General features: G+C 62.1%; 15 protein-coding genes and 1 tRNA gene. 3 read left to right on the top strand and 13 right to left on the bottom strand.

All coding sequences use genetic code 11. The annotated features are described in order from the left end of the window. Window positions 1–101 precede the first annotated feature (101 nt). Complete coding sequence (locus tag AB0O81_RS00255; protein ID WP_363580067.1) at window positions 102–1,580, bottom strand: ABC transporter permease; 1,479 nt, start codon at window positions 1,578–1,580, stop codon at window positions 102–104. A gap of 184 nt (window positions 1,581–1,764) precedes the next feature. On the opposite strand from AB0O81_RS00255, the gene AB0O81_RS00250 reads away from it, so the two are divergent. Both AB0O81_RS00250 and AB0O81_RS00245 read left to right on the top strand, forming a co-directional pair. After that, entirely contained in the window at window positions 1,765–2,496 is a 732-nt protein-coding gene (locus AB0O81_RS00250) for a response regulator transcription factor (RefSeq protein ID WP_363580065.1), read from the top strand. Then, window positions 2,493–4,031, top strand: coding sequence for an ATP-binding protein (locus tag AB0O81_RS00245; RefSeq protein WP_363580064.1), 1,539 nt, complete (start codon window positions 2,493–2,495; stop codon window positions 4,029–4,031). The genes AB0O81_RS00250 and AB0O81_RS00245 overlap by 4 nt, the downstream gene beginning before the upstream one ends. On the opposite strand, the gene AB0O81_RS00240 is transcribed toward AB0O81_RS00245, so the two are convergent. The 7 genes from AB0O81_RS00240 to AB0O81_RS00210 form a co-directional block, all read right to left on the bottom strand. Continuing rightward, window positions 4,018–5,571 (bottom strand): flavodoxin reductase, encoded by a 1,554-nt coding sequence (locus AB0O81_RS00240; protein ID WP_363580062.1) that lies wholly within the window; start codon window positions 5,569–5,571, stop codon window positions 4,018–4,020. The two genes, AB0O81_RS00245 and AB0O81_RS00240, sit on opposite strands and share 14 nt — an antisense overlap. Window positions 5,572–5,573: 2 nt before the next feature. Then, window positions 5,574–6,122 (bottom strand): MOSC domain-containing protein, encoded by a 549-nt coding sequence (locus tag AB0O81_RS00235; protein ID WP_363580060.1) that lies wholly within the window; start codon window positions 6,120–6,122, stop codon window positions 5,574–5,576. A 9-nt stretch (window positions 6,123–6,131) separates the two neighbouring features. After that, on the bottom strand, window positions 6,132–7,001 hold the full coding sequence (locus tag AB0O81_RS00230; protein ID WP_363580058.1) for an FAD:protein FMN transferase: 870 nt from the start codon (window positions 6,999–7,001) through the stop codon (window positions 6,132–6,134). Between the two features lies 1 nt (window position 7,002). Next, the gene (locus AB0O81_RS00225; protein WP_363580056.1) at window positions 7,003–7,440 is read right to left on the bottom strand and encodes a hypothetical protein; all 438 of its coding nucleotides are present in this window, start codon (window positions 7,438–7,440) and stop codon (window positions 7,003–7,005) included. Between the two features lie 86 nt (window positions 7,441–7,526). Continuing rightward, window positions 7,527–8,564 (bottom strand): ribose-phosphate diphosphokinase, encoded by a 1,038-nt coding sequence (locus AB0O81_RS00220; protein WP_363580054.1) that lies wholly within the window; start codon window positions 8,562–8,564, stop codon window positions 7,527–7,529. Beyond that, complete coding sequence (gene glmU, locus AB0O81_RS00215) at window positions 8,536–9,999, bottom strand: bifunctional UDP-N-acetylglucosamine diphosphorylase/glucosamine-1-phosphate N-acetyltransferase GlmU (RefSeq protein WP_363580052.1); 1,464 nt, start codon at window positions 9,997–9,999, stop codon at window positions 8,536–8,538. Before glmU ends, AB0O81_RS00220 begins: the two co-directional genes overlap by 29 nt. A 1-nt stretch (window position 10,000) precedes the next feature. Next, window positions 10,001–10,072 (bottom strand) — tRNA-Gln (locus tag AB0O81_RS00210). 92 nt (window positions 10,073–10,164) lie between these two features. Here AB0O81_RS00210 and AB0O81_RS00205 point away from each other — a divergent pair. Then, window positions 10,165–10,662 carry a MarR family transcriptional regulator gene (locus tag AB0O81_RS00205; RefSeq protein ID WP_363580050.1) on the top strand — a complete coding sequence of 166 codons (498 nt, stop codon included), beginning with the start codon at window positions 10,165–10,167 and terminating at the stop codon, window positions 10,660–10,662. Between the two features lie 31 nt (window positions 10,663–10,693). Here the strand turns inward: AB0O81_RS00205 and AB0O81_RS00200 are convergent, their stop codons facing one another. The 5 genes from AB0O81_RS00200 to AB0O81_RS00180 all read right to left on the bottom strand — a co-directional run bounded on the left by AB0O81_RS00200 (window position 10,694) and on the right by AB0O81_RS00180 (window position 15,811). Continuing rightward, on the bottom strand, window positions 10,694–12,487 hold the full coding sequence (locus tag AB0O81_RS00200; RefSeq protein WP_363580048.1) for an ABC-F family ATP-binding cassette domain-containing protein: 1,794 nt from the start codon (window positions 12,485–12,487) through the stop codon (window positions 10,694–10,696). 84 nt (window positions 12,488–12,571) lie between these two features. Next, a complete protein-coding gene (locus AB0O81_RS00195; protein WP_363580046.1) occupies window positions 12,572–13,507 on the bottom strand; it encodes an ABC transporter substrate-binding protein in 936 nt (311 codons plus the stop codon). Next, window positions 13,504–14,295 carry an ABC transporter permease gene (locus tag AB0O81_RS00190; protein ID WP_337338364.1) on the bottom strand — a complete coding sequence of 264 codons (792 nt, stop codon included), beginning with the start codon at window positions 14,293–14,295 and terminating at the stop codon, window positions 13,504–13,506. Before AB0O81_RS00190 ends, AB0O81_RS00195 begins: the two co-directional genes overlap by 4 nt. Further along, window positions 14,292–14,993, bottom strand: coding sequence for an ABC transporter permease (locus tag AB0O81_RS00185; protein ID WP_337338365.1), 702 nt, complete (start codon window positions 14,991–14,993; stop codon window positions 14,292–14,294). The genes AB0O81_RS00190 and AB0O81_RS00185 overlap by 4 nt, the downstream gene beginning before the upstream one ends. Beyond that, window positions 14,990–15,811, bottom strand: coding sequence for an ATP-binding cassette domain-containing protein (locus tag AB0O81_RS00180; protein ID WP_363580043.1), 822 nt, complete (start codon window positions 15,809–15,811; stop codon window positions 14,990–14,992). The genes AB0O81_RS00185 and AB0O81_RS00180 overlap by 4 nt, the downstream gene beginning before the upstream one ends. Between the last annotated feature and the right edge of the window lie 2 nt (window positions 15,812–15,813).

Here is a 15,813-nt window from a genome sequence, read left to right as displayed (position 1 = left end):
GCCCTGCTCTGCGTTGGGAGCGATAAGCGTCATCTCGGTGTCTCCTTCAGAAGGTGTGCCCTCAGGGCGGGTCGGGGCGATGTTGTCGGTATGCATAGTGGCTAGCCGACCGATCGCAGGGCTTCAGCTGGGCTCAAGCGTGCAGCTCGCCAGCCACCGAAGATGCCAGCCAAGCCACCACCCAGTACGGCGATTCCGACTGCCAGTGCGATAACCGTCGGCGAGAACGGCGCGTTGAGCACGATGTCGGTCGAAGTTTCGGCGACCGCTCCGAAGGTTTGGCCGCCCTGTGCTCCTGGACCTTCCGCCCCGCCGGGCAAAGTCGTAGCCGTTTCAGCCACTGAAATCGTCGGGGCAATGAGATTTATCGCGACGATGCCTGCGAGACCGATGACCAGACCTGCTGCTCCGCCGATCAGGCCCTGGACCACGGATTCTCCCGCGACCTGTCCTACGACTCGATTGTTTGACCATCCGATCGCCTTCAGCGTGCCGAACTCACGAGTGCGGCGTGACACGCCCGAGGTTGTAAAGAGCACGGCAAGCGCAAGTGCGACACCCAGAACGATGATCGACAGCCAGGTGCCGAGGTTCGTGATCAGAGTGGATGCTGACGAAAGCGACCCAGACACGGTGGCGGCAAGATCTGACTGCGAGCTCACAGTCGCGTCAGGAAGCTCTGCGGCGATTGACGCCTGCACCGCGTCAATGTCTCCTGCGTTGGTCGCCTGCACGTAGATCGTCGACACGACATCCTCGAGACCCGCGAGCGTCTGCGCGGTGTCAAGGGGAAGATAGACGTTGGCTGCAGTGTCTGCGTCGTTCGACGTCGACACAACGATTCCGACAACGTCAACTGCGTTGCCACCCACGTCGATGGTGTCGCCCAGGGCGATCTCGGCTGTGGTGGCGTACGTCGCGTCCACCAGAGCGACGAGTTGCTCAGAGTCAGCGGCATCGAGCGCGCGCCCTTGAGAGACTTCCATCGCAGAAAGCGGTCCCGCAGTCGTCGCGGTGGGGTCGACGCCGAGCACGGTGAACGAGTCGAGATCGAATGCGCTGCCGCCGGCTCCGTCTGGGCCGCCCTGGGGAGCCTGTCCTCCTGCACCCTCGCCTTCAGCCGCTTGCCCCTGGCTGGGGTCGACTTGCTCGGTCTCGGCGAAGTCGGGAAGCTCGCCCGAGAAGGTTGTGTTGGTCAGCGAAAGGGCACCTGATGCCGCAGCCACGCCATCCACTGCAGCCACCGTGTCGATTGTCGACGCATCGAGCGTGCCGCGAAGAAAGTCTGCCGCCAGCCGAGACTGGCTGAGCGCGGTCGTGCCGTCTGACGTCTCACCCTCCTCTGCACCGAACTCGAAGCGCTCTCCGCGCTCACCGGGCTCGGCACTTGCGCCTGTCACGGTGAGATCGGTGCCCACTCCGTATACCGATTCAAGAGCCTGCGCCTGAGCGTCTTTGACGCCTGCCGCGAGCGAATTCACGATGATGACAAGAGCAATCGCGATAGCGAGTCCTGCCGCAACGATGATCGTCTGTTTCTTTCGTCCGGCAAGTTCTCGCCGTAGGTACGTTCCGTACATCAAGTCTCCTCAAGACGAGTCCGATACCCGCCGATGAAACGACGCTAAAGACGCGGCTGATGTGAATTGCTAGAGAAAGATAAGAGTTCGCTATGACTTCCAAGACGCCTTCTTTGCCTCATTCACAGCTGACACAAATGCTGACGCATAGCAGGCTCATAGGAAACTGAGCACAATAGAACACATGACTACCCCGCAAGCTTCTCTCACCCGTCCAGATGGTTCAGCCCTGCGTGTGCTCGTGGTCGACGATGAGGCCATGCTCACTGACCTGCTGTCGATGGCGCTGCGCATGGAAGGGTGGGAGGTCAAGACCGCCAGCTCAGGTTTCGAAGCACTGCAGGTCGCCCGCGAGTTCGCCCCCGATGCGATGGTGCTCGACATCATGATGCCCGATCTTGATGGCATGGCGGTGTTGCAACGGCTGCGACAGTCGGGCGACGATGTGCCCGTCCTCTTTCTCACCGCGAAGGATGCTGTTGGCGACCGCGTCGCAGGCCTCACTGCCGGCGGCGACGACTATGTCACCAAACCTTTCAGCCTCGAAGAAGTGGTCGCGCGACTGCGCGGACTCATGCGACGTTCTGGAACCGCACACGCGAGCGGTGCTGAACCGATCTTGCGCGTAGCCGACCTCACGCTCAACGAAGACAGCCACGAAGTGACGCGCGGTACCAGCGAGATCGAACTCACCGCTACCGAGTTCGAGCTACTCCGGTTCCTGATGCGCAATCAGCGGCGCGTCGTATCGAAGGCTCAGATCCTTGACCGAGTGTGGGATTACGACTTCGGCGGCCGCTCCAGCGTTGTTGAGCTCTACATCTCTTACCTTCGCAAGAAGATCGACCATGGCCACGACGAGGCCCTGATCCACACCGTGCGCGGCGTCGGCTACATGATCAAGGCACCTCAGTGACAGCCGAGCCGGCCGCCGAGCAGGTACCTCCGGTGCGGTCCGGCCGCACTCCCTGGACGCTCCAACGGCGCCTGATCGTCACCGTCGTGTCGATCGTTTCGCTCATCCTGGTGTTCGTTGCGGTGGCAATGAGCGCAATACTCGGCCAAGTGCTTGAAGGGCGTTTGGACAGCGAGCTCAAAGCGACGACGCAGCGCACAGCTTCGTGGATACAGCCTCAGATACTCTCGGGGCAGACTGCGGAAGAGATTCTTGCCACCCAGCAAGCACAGCCAGGGCTGCTTCTCGCCATCGCGACACCGTTTGGTGGAGCCTCTGCCGCTTTCATGGATGACAACGGCGACGTAATCGCTCTCGACGAGGCTCAGATTGATGAGCTCGACCGAGGACTCCAGGGCGAAGGACCACTCGTGGTCAGCATCGACGGTGCCGATACCTTTCGTGTGACGGGTTTTCCTGTGGGCCAGTCCGCCGTCGTCGTCGGGCTCTCGCGCGCCGATGTGGTCACCACCCTCAGCCAGATGTTCATCACTATCGGCCTGCTGACCGCGGGCGGACTCATCGTTCTTGCCGTCGCCACGGCGTGGACGATTCGCGCCGGCCTTGCACCCTTGCGCGCGGTCGCCGCCACCGCCGAGCGCGTGGCTCAATTGCCTCTCGATCAGGGCGAAGTGCTGCTCGCTGACCGCGTACCCGACGCGGAAGCCGATCCACGCACCGAAGTGGGACGCGTGGGAGCTTCGTTGAACACCTTGCTCGATCACGTCGATGACTCACTCACTGCACGACAGCGCAACGAGGAACGCATGCGCCGCTTCGTCGCGGATGCGAGTCACGAGCTGCGCACACCACTGGCATCCATTCGCGGATACTCCGAGCTGTCGCTTCGCGCACTCAGCCGCAAACCAGCGGAGGATTCCGACCCCAACGACCCGACGACACAGTCACTCGAACGCATTCAAGCGCAGTCGTTGCGCATGACGACGCTCGTCGAGGATCTGCTGCTTTTGGCACGCCTCGACGAAGGACAAGAGCTTGTCTACGGCAGCGTGGATTTGACCAGGCTCGCCCTCGAAGCGGTGGGTGACGCGCGACCGGCTGGCCCTGAGCACACCTGGACGGTCGACGTACCCGACGAACCCGTGATGATTGCGGCTGACGCGGGCAGGCTCCACCAGATCGCGGCCAATTTGCTCGCTAACGCACGCACTCATACTCCTGCGGGGACCGAAGTCAATGTGCAGATTGAACGAAACGCGGATGACGCGATACTGCGCGTGCATGACAACGGACCGGGCATCGATCCCGCGGTCAAGGACGAACTCTTCGAGCGCTTCTCACGGGCCGATCGTTCACGCGCGCGTCAGACGGGTGGCACTGGACTCGGGTTGTCGATTGTTCGCGCCATCGTGGAGGCCCATCACGGCACAATCACGGTCGAGAGCGAACCCGGCGATACGACATTCGAGGTGCGGCTGCCGTTGCAGCCCGAAGTGGGCGAATCCGCCGAAGATTCAGAGATCAGTAGCCGCTGAAGGCATCTGTGGTGATCGAATGCGCACGCTCCAGTGCGGGCATCAGGTCTGCGATGAGCCCTGGGGGACCTGACGCGTAGGCGTGACGCTGTGCGATGTCAGGCACGAAACCGAGCAGACCAGCGGCGTCGAGCCGCTGACCGTGAGCCCAAGTCCAATGTGCAGGCATATCCGCGGGTTCGTCGGGTGTGAAGACGATCAGATGAACACCGGATGCTGTCAGCTCGTCACGGAAGGCGAGTTCGGCAGCCTCCGCGGCGACATAGACCACGACGATGTCGCGCAGTTGCTCCGTCAGTCGAAGGTGATTCAGCTGAGAGATGAACGGGGTCACTCCGATGCCCGCAGCGACAAGAAGAATCGGTTCTTCGCGATGAGAGGGAAGCACGAAGTCACCCCAGACCCCTGTCACTGGCAACGCACCGCCGGGCTCGAGAAGCGCAAGCGCACGCTTATAGGAGCTCTGGGAGCCTTCTTTGAAAGCGACCCTCACACTGGGCAGCTCCTCGGGCGATGACACGATCGAGAATTCGCGCCGGGTGCCGCGCGCATCAGGATGACGGTGCGGAACCTCGAGCTCGATGTACTGCCCCGCGGTGAAGCGAAAGCCGCGCGGAGCACGGAAGGTGAGTTGCTTGACAGTCGGCGTGAGCGCGGCACGAGATTGAAGAGTGAGGCGAACCGCGGTGCGCACGGCGAACGCGAACGCAACCAGGTTGCCGACAAGTAGCGCTCGCTCCTGACCGAGCGAGATGGGGCCCAGATCTATCGGCCAGGCTGCCAGTACGCCGACAACGGTAGCCACCAGATACTGCTGCCAACGTCGTGGCGGCAAGGTGAGCGGTTCAGACAGCATGAAGGCGCCGAGGAACAAGAACGGCGACGACCACAGCACTGCCGCAGCAATCGTCGCGAAGTCCACGCTCTGCCCGAGCGCCTGATACTGCAGGACGGTGCGCGTTGTGCCGACCACAACAGCCACGAGCAAGAAGAGAGCGATCACACGAATCTTCTCGGTGCGCCACAGCATGACAAGGCCGCACAAGATCACCGGCCCGGCCATCGCTGGTGTGCCCACCCACCACGACGAGGCGCCGAGCGCAGGCACCGCGATGCTCGCGAGCGTCAGCACGGTGGCGCCGACCGCGGCGGGATTGAAGATGTGACGACCGCGCCACGCCAGCACATACTTCGACAGCGAAGCAGCCGTCGCAGCCAGAGCGATGCCCACAAGCGCCGCGATGTCGAGAGTCGGGCGCAACACGAACAGCAGAATATGCGCCGTGATCAAAGAGGATTCCAGGCGCCAGGGAAGCGAAAGCATCCGCTGCGCTGCAGCATCGACGATCACACACACGAGCGACAGCACGAGTAGCGTGACAACGAGCTCGAGCGGAGCGGGGCCAACCAGACCGAAGAAAGAGAGCAGCAGGGCCGTGCCCGCCAGCACCGCCAGCAGCACATAGACCAAGCGGTACATTGACACACGACCGAGCACCGCGAAGACGCGGTTCCACAGTGTGCTGAGAGCGGCCATCATCGCTACACCGGCAGGAGGGGCTCGTGCATGTCAGGGACGATGACACGAATGTCATCTCCCGCGCGCACTTCTCCACCGTGGATGACAATCGACATCACACCCACGAGTCGAACAGTATCCCCCTGCTCATTGACATAGATCAGCTCTTTCATCAGGCCCGGTGAGAACCCGTTGATCTGCGCGCAAGGATTGCGCAGACCAGTCAGTTCGACGACAGCTCCGCTCTCGAATTCAAGCCGAGTGCCGCGCCCCATCGCGAGCAGGTCGAGGCCGCGTGTGGTGATGTTCTCGCCAAGGTCCCCCGGGCTCACCGAATGACCGCGCGCTGCTGTGTGTTCGAAGAGTTCCTCGTGAATGAGATGCACCTGGCGAACGTTCTCTCGCTCAGGGTGCCGCGTCATCGGTGCCAGATGCTGCACGGTCGCCCCCGCGTGCGCATCGCCAGCAATGCCGAGCCCAGCCACCAGCGTGACTGAGTCCCTCGTGGGTTTGCTGAAGCGATGAGCATCGTCCGATGCAACAGCCACCACTTGTCCTGAAGATTCGCTCACCGCTCCACGCTATCGCCCACGGAAGAGCTCTGCGTCACATCCGGGCGACCACTGCACCTGGCCGTCGGTGAACATCCTGACCCATTGCACGCCCCAGTCCCGGGCGAGCCTCGGGCCGCCGTCGAAGAACAGCGCGGTTGCCAGCCCGTCGGCAACCATCGCCCGAGAAGCGACTGCCCAGGTGGCCGCGACCTTTTGCACGGGTTCCCCGGTGCGTGCATCGAGCACATGGTGCAGCCCGTTGCCCCAGCTGCGCCGGTTGATCGACGACGCACACAGTGCAGCATCCGATATCTCCCACACTCCGATGGCGCGACGTGGGTCGAAGGGATGCTCGAGTGCCACGCGCTGACGCGAGCCGCGCACCGACAGGTCACCACTCGCATCCACGACAATGCCGCCGCGAACCTCGGCGAGCAGGTCAACGATGAGGTCGACGAGTCGTCCTTTGCCCAGCGCACCGACGTCAAGGGTTGCTGGCGGAACTACGCTGAGGCGACCCCCATGCCAGCTCACGCTGCTTTGCCACTCGGCAAGAGTCGGTTGCGCACCGCGATCGGTGAAACTGTACGAGTCGTCATACCCGCGCGCGGCAAGAGCCTCGCCGATCAGCGGATTGACCGCGGCCGATGTCGCCGCGCTCAGCGCCGCGTAGGCGTCGAGCATCGCCGTGGCGTCGGCCGGGAGAGGCACTGAGTTCGCACCACGCGCGAGATCAGCGACCAGTGAGTCGCTGCGAAACCGCGACCAGGCTTTGTCAAAACCTTCGATGACGGTTGTTACTTGGCGTTGATGATCATCATCAAGCGGCTCGTCGGTCTCTATCTCCCACTGCGTGCCGATGGCTTCGAATCTCCAGCGAGAGCGCTCGCTCGTCATCTCACGCGGCGGCTTCGGCCTTGATCGCTTCGATAGCCTGGTTGAATCCACCACTCGTGAGCGATGAGCCCGCGACCCGACTCACTGAGATGTCGTCAATGTCTTGACCGACGACGACGTCGCTGATCCCGCCGATGAACTCGCTCTGGTACTGCTGCGATTCTCGTGCCTGCGCGTCACCTGCCACCTGCACCTCTGTGATCACATCATCGGAGAGGGTCACAGTAACGGAGATGCTCTCTACCGACTCGGGTGTGGCATACGAGCCATCTGCACTGTAGGTTCCGTCTGTATACGTGCCATCCCCTACTGACGAGCTGCCGGCGTCTGCTTCGGCCGCCTCCGTGCTTGGGCTGCAGCCTGCGAGCGCGACGATTCCGACTGTAGCTACCACGGCGGCGCCGGCACGTGCCGGACGAGAGTCGATGTTGCCTATCAAAGGACTCCTCCAGATTCGACGAGTGTTCTACGCGACAAGACTGACGTCAGTGTGACAACAAAGTCTTTGCAAGCGTTATGTGAAACCTACGCGGCACCGTCGAACATGCTGGTGACCGAGCCGTCTTGGAAGACTTCTTCGATCGCGCGCGCGAGCAGGGGGGCGATCGGCAGCACGGTAAGTGATTCGAACCGTTTCTCGTCGGGGATCGGCACCGTATCGGTCACGACAACCTCGTCGATAGCGACGTTCTGCAGGCGCTCGACGGCAGGATGGCTGAAGATGGCGTGTGTTGCCGCAACGATGACCCGCTTGGCCCCGCTCCGCTTCAGCGCTTCAGCGGCCTTGACGATGGTGCCGCCCGTGTCGATCATGTCGTCAACCAGCAGACACACTCGACCGTCCACGTCACCGACGATCTCGTTCACGGTGATCTGGTTGGCAACATTAGGGTCGCGGCGCTTGTGGATGATCGCGAGCGGTGCACCGAGGCTGTCCGACCAGGTGTCGGCGACGCGCACGCGGCCGGTGTCGGGCGACACGACGGTCAGCAGCTCTCGGTCGTCTTGGGTCAGCGTGCTCTTGAAGTACTCCAACAACACGGGCTTGGCAAAAAGGTGGTCGACGGGACCGTCGAAGAACCCCTGAATCTGAGCCGCGTGCAAGTCAACGCTCATGACGCGGTCGGCCCCGGCCGTCTTGAGCAAGTCCGCTACCAGGCGAGCACTGATCGGCTCACGCCCACGACCCTTTTTGTCTTGTCGCGAATAGGGATAATACGGCGCAACGACCGTGATGCGCTTCGCCGAGGCGCGCTTTGCGGCGTCGAGCATGATGAGAGTCTCCATGAGCCACTCATTAACGGGCGGCCCGAAGCTCTGAATGAGAAAAAGGTCGCAACCGCGAATCGACACTTCGAACCGGGTGAGGATCTCGCCCGAGGCGAAGGTGCGGTACTCGGTGGGAACAAGCTCAGTACCGAGAGCACCAGCGACATCGAATGCCAGTTCAGGGTGAGAGCTGCCACGTGCGACGACAAGTCGCTTCTTCGTCTTGGCTACAAGGCCAGGCGCGATGTCCTTGTCACGGTCAAGATCAACGGTCTTCTTCTTCGTTCGCGCCATCGTCCGCTTTCTGTGCCGCTCGGGCCTTGGCTACGGCTTCTGCCGCGCCCGTTCCCGGTCTGTTTTGCTCGACCCACCCCTCAACATTTCGCTGAGGAGCCACGCTGAGGGCCAGTGCACCGGGGGGAACATCTTTGCGGATGACCGCCCCCGCGCCAGTCTTTGCGCCTGCGCCAATCCTAACGGGCGCGACGAAGACGTTGTGCGACCCCGAGTGCACCTCGTCACCGATTTCGGTGCGGTGCTTGGCGAGATCGTCGTAGTTGGCCGTGATGGCGCCCGCGCCGAGGTTCACGCCAGCACCGATCGTGGTGTCACCAATGTAGGAAAGATGGGGCACCTTGCTTCGTTCGCCAATTGTCGAGTTCTTCGTCTCAACAAACGTGCCGATCTTGCCCTTGTCTCCCAGGACAGTGCCGGGGCGCAGATACGCGAACGGCCCAACGGTGGCGCCAGCTCCGATTACTGCGAGAGTGGCATCCGTGCGTGTGAGAGTCGCGTTCTCGCCCACTTCGCAGTCGACCAAGCTCGTGTCCGGGCCGATAGTCGCGCCCGTGGCAACGGTGGTCGCCCGCAGAATGTGGCAACCGGGCAGCACTGTCACATCAGGTGCGAGTGATGCCGTGGCATCGATCCATGTGGTCGCGGGGTCGAGAATCGTGGCACCTTCGAGCTGCCAGTGACGCACGATGCGCGCGTTCAGAACGCGAGCTGCCTCAGAGAGCTGAACCCGGTCATTCACTCCCAGCGCGGTTGCCGCGTCAGGAGCAATATGCGCACCGACAGCCAACTTAGCCTGGCGCATGAGTGCAACCACGTCGGTGAGGTACATCTCGCCCTGCGCGTTGGCGGTGGTGATGCGCGCGAGGTGAGTGCGCAGAGCTGCTGCGTTGAAAGCGTAGACACCGGCGTTGATCTCGGTGACGGATGCTTCGGCCGCCGTGGCGTCTTTCTGCTCCACAATTTGGGCAACACCGCCATCGGCGTCACGAATAATGCGGCCGTAGCCAGTGGCATCGTCAAGGGTGGCACTCAGCAGTGTTGCGGACGCTTGCGCCTCACGATGATGTGCGAGCAGTGCGCCGAGGGCCTCGGATTCCAGCAGGGGAACGTCGCCACTGAGTACCAGAATGTCACCGTCGAAGTCGCTCAGCGCGTCCAGCGCGACCTGCACCGCACGACCAGTGCCAGCAATCTCGTCTTGGTCGACAACAACTGCCGCGGGCACTGCCTCTCGCACGGCGGTTGCCACCAGTTCGCGCTCATGGCGCACAACAACGCACACCGTGTCGGGCTCAAGCACGAGCGCAGTATCGAGCACGTGCCCGACCAGGGTGCGCCCGCCGATGCGGTGCAACATCTTCGGCAGCGAAGACTTCATGCGGGTGCCCTGGCCTGCGGCCAGAACGATCACTGCGAGCGAATTGCCAGACATGCTCCGCCGCCAGGACTCGAACCTAGACCTAACAGCTCCAAAGGCTGTCGTGCTGCCATTACACCACGGCGGAACGGCCACCCAGAGGCGACCGTCTACCAGTCTGCCAGAGGTTGGCGGTGAGTCCCCACCGCGACGGCTCATGTCACAGTCGATAATGAGGGAATGCCCCCTGAAGCCGACGAAGTTGACCGCATCGTTGAAGCCTGGGTCGCGCAACGTCCCGACCTCGACTTTTCCCCTCTCGGCGTGCTCTCGCGGGTCGATCGACTCTCACGACACCTCGACCGTGCGCGCCGTGACGCCTTTCGCCGCAGCGATCTGGAGCCGTGGGAATGGGATGTGCTTTCTGCGCTGCGCCGGGCCGGTGAGCCGTTCCAGCTCAGCCCCAAGCAGCTGCTTCAGCAGACGCTCGTCTCGAGCGGCACCATGACCAACCGCATTGATCGCCTCGTGGGTCGCCGACTCGTGAAGCGAGAATCAGATCCAGGCGACGGCCGCAGCGTGCTGGTGACCATCACCGAAGAGGGCCGAACACGGGTGGATGCTGCGATCACGCGCCTCGTCGACGCCGAAGCGCTGCTGCTGAGCGCGCTGTCGCGGCCCGATCGCGAACGCCTAGCTGCGCTGCTTCGAAAGCTCAGCATCGGTTTTGACGGCTGAGCTGTCTCAGGAGCGAGCTGGGTGGGTTGGGTCAGTCGAGCACGTCACTCAGCTCGAACCAGCGCCCCTCAGCCACGTCGCGCTCTGATTCGAGAGCGCTGATTCGAGACATCTCGGCACCAAGGCCTGCAAAATCAGCCTGATCGTGGTCGGCCATGGCGGTGCGCGCCGAAGCGATCTGGGTTTCCAGCTTGCCCATTCGCCGTTCGAGAGCAGCAAGCTCCTTCTGGGCGTTGCGCAGCTCCGCTCCCGCGAGTTTGGGCTTCGCGCTGGTGGCATCCGACGCAGCAGACTTCTCGGGGCCGTTGCGCTCCCGCTCGCGCAGCCGAAGGTACTCGTCGACTCCGCCGGGCAGGTGACGCAGGTGCCCGCTCAGGATCGCGTACTGCTGGTCGGTGACACGCTCAAGGAAGTAGCGATCGTGCGAGACGACCAGCAGAGTGCCGGGCCAGGTGTCGAGCAGATCTTCCATTGCCGCGAGCATGTCGGTGTCGAGGTCATTGGTCGGCTCATCGAGAATCAGCACGTTGGGTTGCTCAAGCAGAATCATCAACAACTGCAGCCGTCGCTTCTGCCCACCCGAGAGGTCTTTCACCGGGGTCGAAAGCTGCGCGCTGGCAAATCCCATGCGCTCAAGCAGCTGGCCGGGTGTGAGCTCAGCCGACTTGCTGCCGCTGCCGAAGGTGTACGTCGTGCGCAGGCCCGCAATGACCACCCGCACGGGCTTGTCCAGGTGCGCTTCGAGCTCATCGAGGCGCTGCGTGAGAGTCGCTACCTGCACTGTCTTTCCGCGCTTGACGCGACCGGTTGTCGGTTCAACTTCGCCCGACACCAAACCGAGCAGCGTCGACTTTCCGACGCCGTTGACGCCAAGAATTCCGGTGCGCTCACCCGGAGCAATTCGCCACTCGAAAGGATGAAGCACTTCGCGGTCACCGTACGTGACGCCGGCATCAAGCAAATCGACAACGTCTTTGCCCAGACGCGTGACAGCCAGTGACTGCAACGCCACGGGGTCGCGAATTTCGGGGACGTCTGCGATCAGCTCGTTTGCGGCATCGATGCGAAATTTAGGTTTCGTTGAACGAGCGGGTGCTCCGCGGCGCAGCCACGCGAGCTCCTTTCGCGCAAGGTTCTGGCGCCGTTGCTCGATGACAGCGCTCTGGCGGTCACGCTCAACCCGCTGCAGAATGTATGCGGCATAGCCACCCTCAAAAGGCTCGACGATACGGTCGTGCACCTCCCAGGTCTTGGTGCAGATTTCGTCGAGAAACCATCTATCGTGTGTGACGACCAACAAGCCGCCGCTGCTGGGTGACCAGCGTCGCTTGAGGTGATGGGCAAGCCAGGCAATGGCTTCGACGTCGAGGTGGTTTGTCGGCTCGTCGAGAAAGAGCACATCGTCGTCGCCGGTCAGGAGAGCCGCGAGCGCGACACGTCGACGTTGCCCGCCCGAAAGGCCTTCGATGGGGCCGTCCCAGTCGAGTCCAGAAAGCAGGCCAGCGATCACGTCTCGCACGTTCGCATCGCCGGCCCACTCGTATTCGGGCATATCGCCGACGACTGCCTGCGCGATAGTCATCGTGCCGTCAAGAGTGTCCGCTTGGTCGAGCACACCGACGCGAACTCCCCCGCGAACCGTGACGCGCCCAGAATCGGGTTGCAGACGACCGGCGAGCATCGCCATGAGAGACGACTTGCCGTCGCCGTTTCGACCGACGATTCCGATGCGATCGCCCTCGTCGATGCCGAGAGAAACGCCGTCGAAAACGACTTTGGTGGGAAATTCTAGGTGGAGGCCTTCAGCCCCGAGCAGATGTGCCATGTCTCCTCAAGGCTATGCGACAAAGCGGTGACGAACTGCGAGCAAGCGCTCGCGGCCCGTCACCGCCTTGCAGAGCCGATGGGATCAGAGAAGACCGTTCTCAGTCAACCAGTCCGTGGCGGCGGTGGCAGCCGATGCCTGCTCGTCTCCTTCAACGCGATCGCGAAGCGCGATCAGATCGTCGGTAGTGAGCGCGGCAGAGATCTCGTTGAGCACTGCCGCGAGCTCTTCCGAGTCAATCGCAGTGCTGGCCAGCGGAATGATGTTCTGCGCGGCAATGAGGTTCTCTGGATCCTCAAGCACGACAAGGTTCTCAGCGACGAGAGCGGGTGAAGTCGTGTAGATGTCGGCCACCTGCACCGTGTCGTCGACGAGCTGCTTCACAGTGTCAGGCCCGCCGAAGTCTTCAATCGGCACGAATTCGACGTCTGTGACGCCGTAGACCGATGCCAGGCCCGGAATGCCGTAGCCGAGCTCGCCGAACTGCGGGTTCGCGCCGAGCACGAACGGCTGCACTCCGGCAAGGTCACCTATCTCGGTGAGATCGTTCGCCTCGGCAAACTCGCTCGTCACGACGTACGCATCCTTGTCTTCGGCCGCGGCGGAGTCGTAGACCACGAGATCGTCGGCCGCGACTGCGTCGACCAGCGCGGCGTCGACATCCTCAGTGGTGCGCTCTTCAAACTCGGTGTCGTAGTACGCAAGCAGGTTGCCGTTGTACTCGGGTATCAGATTGATCGACCCATCTTGCAGGGCAGGGATCGTCTGCTGACGCGGTCCGATGTTGAACTGAGTGTCGACATCGAATCCCGCTGCTTCAAGCGCCTGGGCGTAGATCTCACCCAAAATTTCGCTCTCAGGAAACGCGAAAGATCCTACGACGATCGTGTCTGACATCGCATTTGTATCGCCGTCGGTCTCGGGAGCTGTGGGGTCGGACTGCGTGCACCCTGCCAGAGCTACGACAGCTCCGACCGCGATGAGGCTTGCGGCCACCCGGCCTTTCTTTGAAAATCTCATGCTGTGACATTCCCTTCTCGGATTGGTGTTTCCACCGCCGCCGACGAGCGGGTCGCTCGTCGGCGAAGCTTTGTTTCCTTGGCGCGTACGGCATGATTGCCAGCGCCCGGCACTCGAGTGAGTCGTTGGACAATGGCAAACGCACCGTCGATGACTAGCGCAACAACGGTTACGAGAATCGCGCCGCCAAGTATTCGGTCGTAGTCGTTGAGGCCGATCCCGCTCGAGATGACACGGCCTATGCCGCCGAGTCCTGCGTAGGACGCGATCACCGCTGTCGCGATGACTTGAAGGACTCCGGAACGCAGTCCGCCGATGATCAGCGGCAACGCGAGTGGAATCTCTACCCGTGTCAGAATCTGCATCTCAGTCATGCCGTTTGCCCGCGCTGCATCGATCGTCTGTCGAGACACCGATTCCAGTCCGGCGTACGCACCCGCAAGAATCGACGGGATAGCCAGAATCACAAGAGCGATCATGGTTCCCCAAAACACCCCGGCGGTGCCCCTCACCATCGATCCCAAGACCATGGTGAGAAAGAACAGCACCCCAAGTGTCGGCAACGCACGCATGGCACCGGTGAAGCTGATCACAAACTGCCTGCCTCGACCAGTGTGGCCAATGTAGAAGCCCGCGGGCAACGCGATCAGCGCCGCGATGGCGACCGCCAGGAACGTGTATAGCAAGTGCTCAGCAATTCGGTCTTGCAAGGGCAACGGCGACTGGGAGCCCGGCTGCCAATTGGCCGGATCGAACAACCAGGCGAACGCATCAATGAAGAGATTCATGCGGGCTCACTCGCCTTGATCGGCGCGGCCATGCTGGCAATGTCCGCGCGGCGAGCGGACGCTTTGTCGTTCCGATTCCATGGCAATAGCAGGCGTCCTGCCGCGACCAGAATCATGTCAAAAATGAGGGCGATCAACAGACTCGCGACGATGCCGACCACGACTTCTTCGAGATTGTTTCGTGCTTTGCCGTTGACAAACAGGTATCCGAGGTTCTGCGAGCCGATGAGCACGCCCACCGAGACCAACGCGATCGTTGACACCGAGACGATCCGCAAGCCGGCAAGCAGCACGGGCCCCGCGAGCGGGAACTCAACCCTCCAGAATCTGCTCCAGCGCGAGAAACCCATCGCTGTAGCTGACTGTTTGGTATCGACCGAGACAGACGCAAAGGCGTCTGCAGATGACCGAACCATGATCGCAACGGCATAGATGGTGAGCGCCACGATGAGGTTGATATCGCTCAGCACACGGGTGCCGAGTATCGCGGGCAAGATCACGAACAGTGGGAGTGACGGAATCGTGTAAAGCAGGCTTGTGATCGTGACGATCGTCCCGCGCGCAGCGCGGCCAGCCAGAGTCGCGCGGCCAAGCGGCACTGCAATGACAAAGCCGAGCACGATCGGAATGATGCTCAACCGGATGTGGTTGAGACTCAGCTCCCAAACGAGCTCGAAGTTGGCGAACAGCCAGCTCACGAGCTACTTTCGACGATCGCGCCTTGTGTGCGACCTGCGCTATCGACCACAACAGTGCCATGAGGTGTCTTTTTGAGCCGGAGCGCGCGCTTACCTCGATCGGCGCCGATAAAGTCTGCGACGAAGTCAGATGCCGGCTGCTCGATGATCTCGCTCGGCGCGCCCACTTGCGCGATCTGGGCACCTTTTTGCAGGATCACGACCTGGTCTCCGAGGAGGAATGCTTCGTCAATGTCGTGTGTGACGAAAACCACGGTCTTACCCAGCCCCTGCTGAAGTCGGAGCAGTTCTTGTTGAAGATCGGCCCGCACAATCGGGTCCACGGCGCCGAACGGCTCGTCCATGAGCAGTATGTTCGGATTTGCGGCAAGTCCTCTTGCAACCCCGACCCGCTGTTGTTGCCCGCCAGATAGCTGGCGTGGGTAGCGCTTGGCGAGCGCCCGGTCAAGGCCGACCGTGTCGAGTAACTCCATTGCCTGCGCACGCGCTTGTTTGCGAGCGACGCCCCGAAGCACGGGAACAGTGGCGATGTTGTCGATCACCGTGAAGTGCGGCATCAAGCCCGAGTTCTGCATGACGTAGCCGATGCTGCGGCGAAGTTTCACGGGCTCACGGGTGGCGATGTCATCGCCATCGATCGAGATGGTGCCGCTGGTGGCATCCACCATGCGATTGATCATTCGCAGCAGCGTGGTCTTGCCGCACCCTGACGAGCCAACCAGAACGGTTGTCTTGTGCGGTGGCATGAGGAGACTGAAGTCGTCTACTGCGGTGGTGCCGTCTGGGAACTGCTTGGTGACGTTTTCGAACTCGATCATGG

The sequence above is a fragment of the Microbacterium sp. NPDC076911 genome, from assembly GCF_040687125.1.
In the GTDB taxonomy this organism is placed as follows: Bacteria; Actinomycetota; Actinomycetes; order Actinomycetales; family Microbacteriaceae; genus Microbacterium.
The sequence above is the reverse complement of the archived record's forward strand: the minus strand, read 5'-3'. Positions and strand labels throughout refer to the sequence as shown.